Below are 13,025 nucleotides of genomic sequence, written 5' to 3'. Positions count from 1 at the left end.
AGAAAGCCGCAGACCGCGAATTCGAGCGCCAGGCCGCTTTGACCTGTTGTCATCGATTTGGAGATGGAGGGCTGGTCCATCGCGGATTCTCTCTGGAAGAACACGCCGCCAGAAACCACATTCAACCTCGCGGGAGTTGATCGAAATCGAGGCCAGTGAATTTCTGCTAATGTGAAGCAGCCGCCGGTCGGAGAGCGATATAAACCGCTCGCGCTCCGCACAGCGCGCGCGGCAATGAGCGCTTTCGTGAATTACAGAGCTCAAGTCGAGCGATTTGCGGACGGCCTGTCAGTCGCGAGCGGTCGCCTTGCGTGCGGCGATGACGTCCTCACGGGCGATGATTCCGACCAGCTTCTGGCGGCTGTTGAGCACGATGATGCTCCTGATGCGGTACTCGACCATGATCTGGAGCACGCGCGTCAACTTAGTGTCGGGACTGACATAGATGAATTCAGGGGTCATGACGTCGCCGACCTTGCGGCTCATCAGGTCGTGATAACGCGGCAGCATCTGGCTCGTCGTGAAGGCGAGGCACTTCAGGATGTCGAATTTGGTGACGATGCCGACGACCTCCCCGTCGTCTTCGACCGGATAGCTGTTGAAATCGTCGCACTCGAACATCTCGCTGAGCTCGAGCAGGTCGAGATCGCGCTTCACCGTCCGGACGTCGCGTGTCATGTAGTCGCCGACGGTCTGCTCAAGAAACTTGTACACGGCGCGTCCTCCTCGATTCATCTCGGTTCGCCGCCCGTCAGTGCGACAGCAGCACGCAGCGAGCGGATTGCGTGACCAGATATGGGTGACGCCGCCGAGGATCAGCTCGCGGAAATGCGAATGACCGTAGGCGCCGGCGACGATCAAGCCAGCGCCGACATCGCCGGCAATTTTCTCCAATTGCACGGCGGCGGGTTCATTTCCCGCGGCTTCCGCGACGCGCGCTGTCGCGGTGACGCCGTGGCGGGCGAGCCAGGCGGCAACATTCGTGCCGCGCGCCATCGCGACCGAGCCGTCGTCATCGTCCTCCGGAATCTCGAGCATGGTGATGTCCTTCGCCTTGCGCAGCATCGGCAATGCATCGGCCACCGCGCGGCGCGCCTCGGCCGTGTCCTTCCAGGCACGAGCACGCTGCGCAGACCGAGCCAGTTGACCCCGTCGGGCACGACCAGAAGCAGCCGGCCGGCCTGCATCACCAGATCCTTGGGGCTTGCGAGCGAAAAGGCATCGGAAACGGCCGGGCTGTGCCCGCCGCTGCGACGATATCGGCGCACCGCACCTGCGCCAGGACAAGCCGCGTGGGGAAATCCATGCCGCCTGTCTGCCGCGCGCCTTCGTCGCGGCGCGGAATTGCGCTTCCAGATCGGTAAGACGTTTCCTGATTGAACGTGCTCCCGGTCGATCAGCCCTTGCCTCGGCCGCGTCAGCGAAATAGAGCGGCCGAGCAAACTGCGCCGCGGCAACGCCGACTATGGCCGCCTCGAACCGCTCGGCGAGTTCGCCCGCGACCTGAAGACGGCCGTTGTTGGGCTGATCGAGCGCTAGGCTGACCATCACTGTCGCATATGTCATCGAGGGTCTCCGGGCGCCGCGATGCGGTGGAATCTGGCCGCGCCGACGCAAGGCGGGATGAGGTAGATCAAATTTCGTCGTGCCAGCTGGAAGAATTCCGCCAATAAAATCAGAGATCCGAACTTGCCTCCGGCCCGGCCTTGGACGAAATTGTAGCCATCTTCACGGCACGGAACAGCCGCAGGAGAATGGGAGCAATAGCTTGTCGCCGAGTGGCGTCACGCATCCACCAGACGATGCTCGCGGCGAGCATTTTCGGATCCGAATCCAAGGATTCGGCGTCGACACCTGGGATCTCGACCTCAACACGCGGGAGCTGGACTGGTCTGAAACCGCCGGTTCCTTGCGCCGCGTCGCGCGGGGCCAGCCGGGGAGCTACGACCTGTTTATGTCCCGCCTCGAGCCCGGGACCGTGATCGGCTCGAGACGGCGATCAAGCGCGTCTCCGGGCGGGGCGGCGGATTCGACCTGTCTTTCGGGGTCACAGGCGAATCAGCGAGTGGGCACTGGATCCGCGCCCGGGCGGGAGTCATTCGCGATGAAGCCGGCGCCACACGCCATCTCAGCGGTATCCTTCTGGACATCGCCGTCGACGATGACGCGCACGCCCTGCCCGGCTTCCTCAACCGTACCGATGATCGGCGGCTTGACGCCGGCGGCCTGCGCAACCGCGGCGGCCACCGGATGATGGCTTGAGAGCGCCAGGCGTCTGGCGAGCGCAAATACGCCGGCGGGAATATCGGCTGCATTCGTCACGTCGTGGTCCGGCATCGTGAGCGTGCGGGTCTTGTCCAAGATGACATGATCGACTTCGGCGAGGCGCTCGATCACGTCGCCCGAATTGAGCAGCACTCTGAACATGAATATCGTGGCCACTGCCTGCACGGTGGGAATGGCGAGCCCGAGCGCACAGGGGCAGGTGATGATGCACCACCGGCGCTTAGAGCCGCGCCGGTGATCAGGCTCTGCTCGATCTCGGAGCGCCCGTCGATCACGGTGCCGTCGACGGAGCAGCGCTCGCCGGGCCGCAAGAGCACGATGTCGCCGGGATGGATCGCCGCCGGCACCTGCGAGATCTCAACGGGCCCGACGAATTTGGCTACCATCTCCGCTTTCAGCACGGCGAGATTGCCGCGACCGCGCGCCTCCGCCCCCGCCTGTTCTGCTCCAAGACGCGGCCGACTAGCAGCAAGGTAAGCAGCATGATCCCCGCGTCGAAAGAAGCGTGCGGCATGATGAATGGTCTCCACCACGGACATGCCGAGCGCCAGGATCACCACGATCGCAACCGCCAGCGCCTGCACAATCTCGACGCCTGATCGCTTTCACCCGGGCCGACGTTTCTCCTGCGCGACTTGGCCCGTCGAACGTATTTCGGCCGACCTTTTTTGTCGCAATCAAAGCCACGGGCACCGTTTCCCTTCCAAGAGGATCAGAGCTGCCAATCGTGGCGCCAACTGCTGCGGGCGGAGTTGAGGCCCAAAATGAGCAAAGGATTGCGCCAGCGCAACGTGCCTCCTCAGCGAAGTCGTTAGACAATCCGGCAGTTGAAGGAGAAACAGATGAGATCGGATCTGGCGCAATCGTACGGTCACGAGAGGCTTCCCCGCTACACAAGCTATCCGACCGCGCCGCACTTTTCGCCAGCGATCGGCGAACCTGATTACCGGATGTGGCTCGGATCCCTACCGCCCCGCCAGCCGGCCTCGATCTATGTGCACGTTCCGTTCTGCCGGTCTATGTGCTGGTACTGCGGCTGCCGCACCTCGGTCACGAAGAAAGACAACCCCATCGCAGTCTATACATCCGGTTTGCGAGCGGAGGCGCACCTAATCGCCGAAACTATCGGCCACCGCCTTCCTATCTCGCACATCAATTTCGGCGGCGGCACGCCGACGATCATGACGCCAGAGACCTTCGCCGATCTCGTCGGCGCGCTCCGCTTCTCGTATTTCGTGTTGCCCGACGCCGAAATCGCCGTGGAGATCGATCCGCGTACCCTGACCGAGCCGATCGCGGCGGGTTTGGGCTACAGCGGAGTCAATCGCGCGAGCCTGGGGGTACAGAGCTTCGATCCTGTTGTGCAGCGCGCCATCAACCGCGTGCAGACATTCGAGCAGACCGCCACGTGCGTTGAGCGCCTGCGGCAAGCTGGCGTGGGCCGGCTCAACTTCAATCTTATCTACGGTCTGCCACTTCAGACCATGCAATCGTGCCTAGACACGGTCGCCAAATGCATCGAACTCCGGCCGGACCGCTTGTGGGTGTTCAGTTACGCGCATATGCCCTCCTTCAAGAAGCATCAGCGCAAGATCGACGAACACGCGCTCCCCCAAACAGTCGAGCGCCATCTTCAGTCGGAATTGATTGCGGAAGCCTTGGTCGACGCGGGCTACGTGCGCATTGGTTTCGACCACTTCGCCCAACCACGCGACAATCTTGCCGCGGCGAAGCGCGAGGGGCGGCTGCGTCGGAACTTCCAGGGTTACACCGACGACACCCCCGAAACGCTCATCGGGCTAGGGGCAAGCGCCATCGGGAGGATGCCGCAAGGATTTGCACAGAATGTCGTGGTAACCCGTGATTACCTGGCGCGCATCGCCGAGGACCGGCCTGCCACCCTCAAGGGGTATGCCTTCACGGGTGACGATCGCTTCCGAGCCGATCTGATCGAGCGACTGATGTGCGACATGGCCCTCGACCTGTCGAAGATCGCTCGATCGCATGGCCGCAATCCGAAGTCGGCCGTCGTCGATCGCTCGCGGCTCGATAGCCTCATTGCAGACGGCGCAGTGACCATGGACGGCGGCGAGCGACTGTTGGTCAGGAAAGGCGCCGAGTTTCTCGTCAGGACCGTAGCGTCCGCATTCGATGCTCACCTGGCGCGGCCAGTGGCGACTCATAGCCGCACAGTATGAGGCTCCTGGAGCGGCCACACTAAAGCGTGATGAGATTAGGTTAGATTGCCGCAGTTACGGCGGTTGTTGAGCGAGCTGCGAAGTCGATCGGCCACCGTCGGCCTCGACTTACCGGTCCAGTTTCTTGCGTGTCTCGGAACGATCACGGAGCGTGGCGGATATGTCCGTTCCGTCTCATGACCTCTATTGGAGCCGCGTAGGCGGCGTAGGCTTCCTTCAAGAAGACAAGATCGAGCGGGCGCATTTGCGGCTCGATACCCGCAAAGCTACGATCTCGCCTTCGAGTCGGCCGTCGTGTCCCCTTTTCGCACTTGAGGATACCGCATAGCAAACGACATGGTCCTAGCCGGCGAATTCGAAGCCAATCGAGAGAAGATCACGGATCGTCCGTTCGATGCCCGTTTGGAGAACCAACCCAACCAGGAGCAGCTGTCCATACGCTATGGCTGACTTGTCCCAACTTTTATCCAGTTCTGAGTTCACCTCGGGCGCTCCATGAACCGGCAGGCAAGATACTCGGTGTCGTAACAGCCGCTACCAGGGGCAGCAGCTCAGTCAGTTCATCCATCGCAATGCAACTCCACAGTCGGCCGCATGCGGCACCGGCTGGCCCCGACCGGAAAGTATAGTCGGCGGTGTACGGCCATCTGCACGAAGTAAAATTGACCGGTACACGAGATCATCGACCGCAGCCGCTTGGGCAAATCGACCTACTTTGAACATTTTATACGCGATGCTGCGGTCAGGTTTCTCTTCCTCGAGCCGAGTGGCCGGACCAAATCTCACGCCAGTCATCGTGCCATCTCGTTCGCCTGATCCAAGAGATTTTGACAGCATTGGGTTGGAACTAATTGTGCGCGATGTGTGGCCTTCCGTTGAGGCGCGGCGCACGAGCTTGGGGAATTCAACCGCGACTTGCCGAGCAAAAGAAGGCTGCGCGCAGGCACTCCAGTGGTCGGAAAGCGGCAGACTGGGAGAAAAGTTATTTAGTCTGACCCGTGGAAAAGTCTTAGTATCGACACTGAGAACGCGGGCCGTACCGAGCGCATCTTCGCGTAGACAATTGGCTGCACTCGCTCCGATCTTGCTAAAAGCAAGCAGCGCTGTCGCGGCACTCGCAAGGAGCACGGCCGGGTTGGGCAGAGTCCGCCGCAACGGCTGTATCAGTGCTTGGTTGCGAGTACGGCCAGCAAGGTAATGCCATCCGAGTCGGCGGCAGTGCTCGAGCCGAAGTACATCACAGCAGCGCTTCGCTTGGTTGTGCCCCCGGATCACTAGCTTCCCGAGTATCCTGCAACGGGCCACTGCTCTTACGACATTCGCATAATTAGCTATTAAATGTTGCGTCTTCCCGGGCATCATACTCATGTGGTTGCACCAATTACAGCAACTTGCCCCGCCGGGGGCTCAAATTCGCTGCGCGAGCACCTTGTTTGGGGCAAATTAGATCAAGGAGGCATTGCCTGGATCGGAAAAGGAATATATCTCCGCATGAGCGGCCGTTTCGACAAGCTCGTGTGGAAACTTGTCTCGTCAGTCAAAGCGTAGCGCTTCGAGTAACGCGCGTCCTTTTTTCGTGATGGGCCATCGTCCGTTTACGCGCTCAAAAAGACGCTGAGAAATGATGTCGAGGTTCGGCACACGAGCAGCCATTCTCTTGGTGTGGTCGGCCTCATCGCGACCGCTCGTCGCCAAAACCGCCGTATCGCGCCACTTGAGCTCCGCCATGGGCGCGAATCCATGGGAGCAGCTGACCAAACTCTTCAAAACGATGAACTGGAAGTTCACCTTACTGACATCATCATCGTGACACCTACCGCCGCATAGTTGGCGCTCGGCGAAGCGCCTCGAAGCCAACAGCCTTGAGGCGTTCGCGCGTCCTCTCGCCTCTGCCGGCGGCCTCCAACAGTTTCGACACGATATGTGCGCGGGCGCGAGGCGTTTGCGTCCACCCAAACTTAGACCTGTCGACTCGGTGTGCGCCTGATTACAGGCCCAGCAACAGCTCTGCGATCTGCACCGCGTTCAGCGCTGCGCCCTTGAGCAGCTGATCGGCCGCCACGAACATCGAGATCGAATGGCCCGAGGGATCGCTGAGATCCTTGCGGATGCGGCCGACCAGAACGTCGTCCTGGCCCGAGGCGTCGATCGGCATCGGGAAGTAGTTCTTCACACGATCGTCGACGACCTTCACGCCCGGGGCCTGCGCCATGATAGCGCGAACCTGGTCCTCGGTGATGGGCTTCTCGCATTCGAAGGTGATGGCCTCGCAATGGGCGCGCAGCACCGGCACGCGGACGCACGTCACGCCAATGGCGATCTTCTCGTCCTCAAAAATCTTGCGGGTTTCCTTGATGACCTTGGTCTCTTCGTCGTTGTAGCCGGTCTCGGGATCGACCGCGGTGTTGTGGTTGAAGAGATTGAAGGCGTAGGGGTGCGGCATCACCTTGGGCGTATAAACCTGCCCGTTGAGATTGGCGCGGGTGGACTCGACGAGCTCGTCCATCGCGGCAGCGCCGGCGCCGGAGGCTGCCTGATAGGTCGAGATGATCACGCGCTTGATGCGGTTCTTCTGATGGATCGGCCAGAGCGGCACCAGCGCAGTGATCGCCGCGCAGTTCGGGTTGGCAATGATGCCCTTGTGGTCGCGGATGCGGTTGCCGTTGACCTCGGGGATCACCAGTGGGACGTTCGGGTCCATTCGGAAGGCGGAAGAATTGTCGACCACGACGGTGCCGGCCTTGACCGCGATCGGCGCGAACTTCTTGGAGATACCGCTGCCGGCCGAGAACAATGCGATGTCGACGCCCTCGAAGGCGCGCTCGGTCAGCTCCTCGATGACGACGTTCTGGCCACGGAACGACACCGTCTTGCCGGCGGAGCGGGCGCTGGCCAGCGCCTTGAGCTCACTGATGCGAAAGCCGCGCTTGTCCATGGTGGCGATGAATTCGGCGCCCACCGCACCGGTGACGCCGACAACCGCGACGACGGGATCGTTATTCACGTTCTCCTCCAATTTCATCGAGATTTAGACAGCAAGAAAGCCCCGGATCATGGGGGCTTCGGTAGAGCTGATTGGTAGTCGACGACTATGCGCGCACGCCTCCCCGGCCCCGAAGGCAGCGGTGGTTTTGGTCGTGCGTTCACTGATCGTGAACATGGCTGCGACTTATGCGGTATAGTTGTCGCAACAATTGATATTGAAGAACACGGATTAATGGTTTGAAGCATTCGACATCGGACATTCTCAAGTCGCCTTCAGTATAGTCTGAACCCGGCCACCCGGTTTTTAAGGGACCACAAGTTCTGTGCAGGTCTGTCGCAGCCAATAGAGCACTGGATCAACGTCTGCGGCGGCGCAACCGGAAGAAGGCTGTCAGATCGAACCTCGATCCTGCTTGCCTTAAGTTCTTCGGAGGAGCCAGTTTGTACTGGCAAGGGGAACATAACTGCGTGCGTAATGCTCGGTGTGAGTAGCCCATTGATGGTTTCGAGCTACAAAACCGAGCATGTAAAACCGCCAGCGGCATCCCTTGAATACAAGTAGTAACCAGACACCCAGCAAAGATGGGCTGAAGGGCGACGCATCGCTCGTTGTAGGCTAGGCTTTCCTTGTGACTTGCGTATCGCAATCGCCTAAATGATCCTAGACGTTCTGCTGGTCGCGAGCTTCGAAGGCGCTTACAGAGCTCCGATCGTGCATCTGCGATTGACATCTCTCTTCATGTCTCCTCCTGCGGCTGCACCGTGGAAGCTCCAGGAGAGTTTTCTTGCGGTACCGAACAAGACCCGCTGCAACAGACCTTCTCGTCTCTATAGTTTGCCAAGGTTTGGAGCAGCCGCCGCATAAAATACTGTTTTGTAGCTTCCGGCACGATTTCCGGATCGTCTAGCAATGTCATTGCCCGCTCGATCAGCTCGATCGCGCGTTGCTTGTCACCACTCTCGTAGTAATACTGAGCGACCACCCTATAGGAAGTAACGTTGAGGCCGCCGAAGGCTTGCCGAGGATTGAGGATATGTTCGGACACATCCCTGCCGATCGCAAAGCGTTCCGCACGCGGAAGGTGGGCCTTATCGTTCTCCGGATCAAAGAGTTGGTTCATCACGAAAATCAACCCACGCACAGCCTCTGACTGTTTCTCAATCGCATCTCGAAGCAGTTGGCGTAAGACCTGAAATCCGGTCGCCGTGTCGCGTATTTTGTGAAGCAACAGATCCGCATGAATCTGCCGGAAGGCGAGATTGTCCGGCACTGTGGCAATGCCCGCTTCGACCGCTGAGAGCGCCGTCGGCCAATCCTTTGCTTCCATCGCCGGTCGAATTGTCCGACCGATTGAGCGTACGCGCGCTCGGCGTTGGTCTTCCGCAATCCGTTTCGCATCAGCGGCTTTAGCTTCATAGCTCTTGCGCCAAGTGCCGTTGATAATTTTCGGCAAGAGCTCGTCGATTTCGATCGGATGACCGATAAAGGCAATGTGGCCGTCGCGGTCGACGACGAACAACGTCGGAAACCCAAGAGAAGCGCTGGCATCCATCCAAAGCTCGTTCATTTCGCCTGTACTGTCGAATCCGATTCGATAGTTCAGATTTGAGAACTTTTCAGTCAACCATGCGTCCAACTTGGTGCGAGCCTCATCCTGCGTTGGTGCTTCTTCAGTAGCCGCAACTCCGACGACCTCAAGCCCCTCGTCTTTGTATTTTGCTTGCAGCTCCATCAGGTGGGACATATCTTCCTCACATGGGGCCCACTCACTTGCCCAAAATTCGACGATGTACACTTTCCCTGGCTGGAAGCTCGTGAGGGGCTCGCCACGCAGCCAGTTCTGGACTTTGAGCAAAGGAGCCGGGGACTCCGTGCAAAGCACCATGATTATCTCCAAAGTTACTCTACGCGGTCCTGCCTCTTCACCCGAATTAGCAATCACCGTGCCAGGTAGTCGGCGCGCACTAATCACATGATAAAGCTTTGAAACACATCCACACGCCCAGTAGGTCACCTGTATGTAACCCGACAAGCTTTGCGTCGGCGTCGGATTTCGGGCACGCATCGCGACCTTCGTGGCGCCAGAAGATCGTCTTGCGAATGCGCATCCGCGAGCCGCGCTGCGCCAGAGGAGGCGCGCGCGAAGCCGGATGGTGCCCGCTGATCGTCAAATTCCAAGGGGCCGGTCCTTTCAGAAACAGTATTAGAGTTTGGACCTAAATAGCGCCACGTGATTCTCTTGCCTTTTCTTGATTCGGGGGCGAGAGAATGCGCACTGGTTTGTTTTGGCTGAACGACAGGCAATGGGCGCTATCGAACCTCATCTGCCGAGGGGACTGACGAGGCCGGACCGGGACGACGACCGACGCATCGTCAGCGGCATCATTCACAAGCTGCAATCGGGTGCACGATGGCGTGATTGTCCACGTGAATACGGCCCTTACACGACATCTACAATCGCTTCGCTCGCTGGGCCAACCGAGGACGATGGTGCGCAATCTTCGAAGCGCTGGCCAAGCCTGGCGAAGACGGCGTCGTGCTGTCGCTCGACTCGACCTCGATTAAAGCTCACCGGTGTGCCTCCGGCGGAAAAGGGGGAAGCATAATCAAGCAATTGGCCGCTCGCGCGGAGGCCGCACGACAAAAATCCATGCGCTGAGCGATCCGCTTTGCCGGCCGGTCGTCCTGCACTGACTCCGAGCCAGCATGCCGATATCGCTGCGGCTCCGGATGTGCTGGCGCTCGCGCCACCCATGAGCGCGCTCACTCGTCGACAAAGGGTATGACGGCGACAAGCTTCGCGGCGAAATCATTCGTCGCGGCGCCAACCCCGTAGTCCCCAATAACTCGAACCGTGTCGTCATCCATCGCTTCAACAAACGCGCCTACAAAGGCTGAAATGTCATCGAACGCTGCTTTTGCAAGCTCAAGGCCTTCCGGCGCATCGCCACGCGATAAGAACAAGCTCGCCCGTAAATTTTTGGCCGCTGTTCATCTGGGCGCTCTCCTCGCACATTGGCTCAATTGAGTCTGGACCCTAGCACTAGTTTGGCAGATTGTTGATTTTGCCGCATTTTATAGGATTCCCGAATCAAGAACGCACGAATTTCAGGGGCCCGAATCTGCTGTTTCCTGCGCCCAAACGGTACACGCGATTCTTTACCCTGAGGTCGGGCAACCGGCTGCCAGGCTGCGAAACGCTACCTGCGCTGCGCTTGTCCTTGATACAGCGACGCTCTTAGAGCCATGGCCTAGTGAACCTCCTCGAATTGTTGCACACCTGTAATAGGCTCGGAGCCACGAGGTGTCAGATGGAAGCACGTCAACTCCGCTCGTTTCCGGACGACTACAACCGGCAACCTAACCATCTGGTCGCATCGAGCGGCCATTCGATCGCATCGGTGGAGGGAACTTTGCCTGCGCGACTCCGTGTTACGCGCTGGGTGGAACGACGTGGGCCGGCTGGAGCTGACCACGGGGCGCGGCGCCCCTCGACGCAAGCGACGCTAGCCAAGACGGACCGTGCAGCGGAGATTGCTCGTTTGCAGAGAGAGGACGAGCGGTTGCGCATGGAGCCCGACATTTTAACAGTTCAATGTGTTGGGCGCCGAGTGACGATGGAGTTACGATAAGAAGGTTCACCTTGTCGAACTTGCAAGGTCTACGGCGTCGCGAGCGCCGGCACGTGCTGGCCCACAGCTTGCTGTTCACTTGAACTCACAAGCGCGCCAGGTCGGCTGGGCGGCGATTCCGTGCCAGCTCTCGTTCCCGTCGGGATCACGTCCGAGCTCAAGCGACGCGCCATAATCGCCCTCTTCCCCACCTGCGCAACGTGCAAGGGCTTGAGTCAGGGAGGTCGAGCTTGGCGGCGGCTGTCGCGTTCGAGTTGACAGTGACGGGGGACGTTGAGTGGCGCTGCAGTGAGTTCTTGAGCTGCTGCTGCGGCGACGATGATCCAGATTCCGAGCGATGTCAGGGCTTGGATCGCCGCTGGCTACACCGACATGCGAAGCCCGGCTCTTACAGTTCAGGAGATTGTGAAGCGCGATCCGCACGCTGGGTCGCGATCTCTACATCTTCCGAGAACGCCGCGGCGATCTGGTCAAGATCCTCGGCATGACGCGGCCGGCGCTATCGAGCTCAGCGGCGGTCTCCTGCAATCCGCGAGCTCGCGACTTCGCGCACGAGACTGTACGGGTCATTGACGAGGCTAGAGATCTGAGCCGCTGGCGCACGGCTTGCGACCTCGAGGCGGATGCGCCAGTCAGGATCATGCAGCAGCAGCGACACAAGCTGCATAGGTAGTCGTCGGGCTATCTCCAGTCTTACCGACGCCTCACGATCGTCGATCATGCTGAGCAACCATTCGTTTGGAATGCGCTGTGCCACAACACGGCGGACCAAGGCTTCGTCGTCGTCCACCATTCGGCGGAGCAGCATAGGCTCGATCCGACTCGCGACGACAAGGCGAACATAGTAATATTCGTCTGAGGCCATGGGCAGCAATTCTTCACCGTCGAGCAGGCTCGCCACCCGCTTCCTCAGCTCGGGATGCGGATGCTTCCGTAATTGCAACACGTAGTGTCTAGGCAGGCGTAGCATCGCATTCCATTGCACTTTTTCATTGGGATCATCGATCAGCGGCGGCAGCAGAGAGACACTGGCAAACTTCGCTGCGATTGCCCTTACCTCAAAGTGCGGATGCTTGAGATAGCCGTCGGCGAGATCCGGATTGCACTCGAAGAACCTCTCGATACAGCGGGGACAACGGTCCTTGACGCAGGCGTGTTGGAGCCGACATCCGCCGGTTCCGCTCAGTGCGAGATGCTCGCACGATACGCAGTCAAGCCGGTTGCCGTCCCAGTCAAGAGCCTTGTCGATGTCATCAACCATTGTCCTGCCCACATAGATCAGGCAAACGCAGCAACGACATGGGACCAAACTTTGCCGGAGGTAGCGAGCTCCAAAAGTTCTCCGAGCGCCAACCCTGCGCCTGCATCTGAATGGCGTGATCGTCGAAGCCGATCGTCCCATCGATCAAGGTGCCGACCAGCACCTGCAGAGTCTTTGAGCCACCGGCTTGGAAGTTCTCGACGGTAACGTCAAAGCCACCCTCCCTACACGATCCAAGCTTTACGCCAAGTTCGAGAGGCATATAGTTGAGGATCTGTGACCCCACGGCGAACCTCAAATTGGCCTTCTCGGGCTCGGCGGCATACGCCGAAATCACCGAGCAAGCGGTTAGCGCCACGGCCAGCAGCATTCGTGTCAAAACGTGCATGCGAACCTCCGTGGCTGTTGGGAGAACGTTACCAGGGTTCATCGGCAAGCGCGGGCCGGCAGACCACGAGCCGCTCTTCGGCGCGGTCGACGATGGCGTCGAGGACAACGACAAAGGCGGAGAGCACAATGATTCCATCAGATACCCTGGCCGCATCGAGGACGGCCTCGGCCTGCGCAGCCGGATTGACTGGGCGCGCCCTGAAAAGGGTTGATGAATGCGACGAAGCGAACCAGCGTCACCAGCCAGCAAGGACAAGACTGTCTCCAGTCGA

Annotated in this window: 8 protein-coding genes and 4 pseudogenes; 4 read left to right on the top strand and 8 right to left on the bottom strand. The window is 59.7% G+C overall.

All coding sequences use genetic code 11. From position 1 onward, the window contains the following. Window positions 1-288: 288 nt before the first annotated feature. Together ABIC03_RS37640 and ABIC03_RS37635 are read right to left on the bottom strand one after the other, a co-directional pair. Window positions 289-714: a CBS domain-containing protein gene (locus ABIC03_RS37640; RefSeq protein ID WP_354065763.1), complete on the bottom strand. Its 426-nt coding sequence runs from the start codon at window positions 712-714 to the stop codon at window positions 289-291. Between the two features lie 37 nt (window positions 715-751). Next, a pseudogene (locus tag ABIC03_RS37635) lies at window positions 752-1,566 on the bottom strand (universal stress protein). Window positions 1,567-1,768: 202 nt separating this feature from the next. Between ABIC03_RS37635 and ABIC03_RS37630 the strand changes: the two are divergent. Beyond that, window positions 1,769-2,151 (top strand): annotated as a pseudogene (locus tag ABIC03_RS37630) (PAS domain-containing protein); the annotation flags it as partial. On the opposite strand, the pseudogene ABIC03_RS37625 reads toward ABIC03_RS37630, so the two are convergent. Continuing rightward, window positions 2,101-2,855: pseudogene (locus tag ABIC03_RS37625) on the bottom strand (P-type ATPase actuator domain-containing protein); the annotation flags it as partial. The pseudogenes ABIC03_RS37630 and ABIC03_RS37625 overlap by 51 nt on opposite strands. 273 nt (window positions 2,856-3,128) lie before the next feature. Between ABIC03_RS37625 and hemN the strand changes: the two are divergent. Further along, entirely contained in the window at window positions 3,129-4,484 is a 1,356-nt protein-coding gene (gene hemN, locus ABIC03_RS37620) for an oxygen-independent coproporphyrinogen III oxidase (protein WP_354065761.1), read from the top strand. A 1,533-nt stretch (window positions 4,485-6,017) separates the two neighbouring features. On the opposite strand, the gene ABIC03_RS37615 is transcribed toward hemN, so the two are convergent. The 3 genes from ABIC03_RS37615 to ABIC03_RS37605 all read right to left on the bottom strand — a co-directional run bounded on the left by ABIC03_RS37615 (window position 6,018) and on the right by ABIC03_RS37605 (window position 9,355). Beyond that, window positions 6,018-6,212 carry a hypothetical protein gene (locus tag ABIC03_RS37615; protein WP_354065759.1) on the bottom strand — a complete coding sequence of 65 codons (195 nt, stop codon included), beginning with the start codon at window positions 6,210-6,212 and terminating at the stop codon, window positions 6,018-6,020. Window positions 6,213-6,471: 259 nt separating this feature from the next. Next, window positions 6,472-7,500, bottom strand: coding sequence for an aspartate-semialdehyde dehydrogenase (locus ABIC03_RS37610; protein ID WP_354065797.1), 1,029 nt, complete (start codon window positions 7,498-7,500; stop codon window positions 6,472-6,474). Window positions 7,501-8,206: 706 nt separating this feature from the next. Then, window positions 8,207-9,355, bottom strand: a complete 1,149-nt coding sequence (locus ABIC03_RS37605) for a TlpA disulfide reductase family protein (RefSeq protein ID WP_354065757.1) — start codon at window positions 9,353-9,355, stop codon at window positions 8,207-8,209. 364 nt (window positions 9,356-9,719) lie between these two features. On the opposite strand from ABIC03_RS37605, the pseudogene ABIC03_RS37600 reads away from it, so the two are divergent. Continuing rightward, window positions 9,720-10,498 (top strand): annotated as a pseudogene (locus ABIC03_RS37600) (IS5 family transposase). 1,112 nt (window positions 10,499-11,610) lie between these two features. On the opposite strand, the gene ABIC03_RS37595 reads toward ABIC03_RS37600, so the two are convergent. Both ABIC03_RS37595 and ABIC03_RS37590 read right to left on the bottom strand, forming a co-directional pair. After that, a complete protein-coding gene (locus ABIC03_RS37595) occupies window positions 11,611-12,363 on the bottom strand; it encodes a 4Fe4S-binding leucine-rich repeat protein (RefSeq protein ID WP_354065755.1) in 753 nt (250 codons plus the stop codon). Beyond that, window positions 12,356-12,751, bottom strand: coding sequence for a type 2 periplasmic-binding domain-containing protein (locus tag ABIC03_RS37590; RefSeq protein ID WP_354065753.1), 396 nt, complete (start codon window positions 12,749-12,751; stop codon window positions 12,356-12,358). The genes ABIC03_RS37595 and ABIC03_RS37590 overlap by 8 nt, the downstream gene beginning before the upstream one ends. Window positions 12,752-12,761: 10 nt before the next feature. On the opposite strand from ABIC03_RS37590, the gene ABIC03_RS37585 reads away from it, so the two are divergent. Then, window positions 12,762-12,965: a hypothetical protein gene (locus tag ABIC03_RS37585; RefSeq protein ID WP_354065751.1), complete on the top strand. Its 204-nt coding sequence runs from the start codon at window positions 12,762-12,764 to the stop codon at window positions 12,963-12,965. Window positions 12,966-13,025 lie beyond the last annotated feature (60 nt).

It is taken from the genome of Bradyrhizobium sp. RT6a, from assembly GCF_040547675.1.
Taxonomy (GTDB): Bacteria; Pseudomonadota; Alphaproteobacteria; order Rhizobiales; family Xanthobacteraceae; genus Bradyrhizobium.
This window is presented reverse-complemented; position numbering and strand designations above follow the sequence as displayed.

Bases quoted from the DNA above. Each gene is read 5' to 3' on its own strand.
- hemN (WP_354065761.1), top strand. From the start codon at position 3,129: ATGAGATCGGATCTGGCGCAATCGTACGGTCACGAGAGGCTTCCCCGC.
- ABIC03_RS37615 (WP_354065759.1), bottom strand. From the start codon at position 6,212: ATGGCGGAGCTCAAGTGGCGCGATACGGCGGTTTTGGCGACGAGCGGT.
- ABIC03_RS37605 (WP_354065757.1), bottom strand. From the start codon at position 9,355: ATGGTGCTTTGCACGGAGTCCCCGGCTCCTTTGCTCAAAGTCCAGAAC.
- ABIC03_RS37595 (WP_354065755.1), bottom strand. From the start codon at position 12,363: ATGGTTGATGACATCGACAAGGCTCTTGACTGGGACGGCAACCGGCTT.
- ABIC03_RS37590 (WP_354065753.1), bottom strand. From the start codon at position 12,751: ATGCACGTTTTGACACGAATGCTGCTGGCCGTGGCGCTAACCGCTTGC.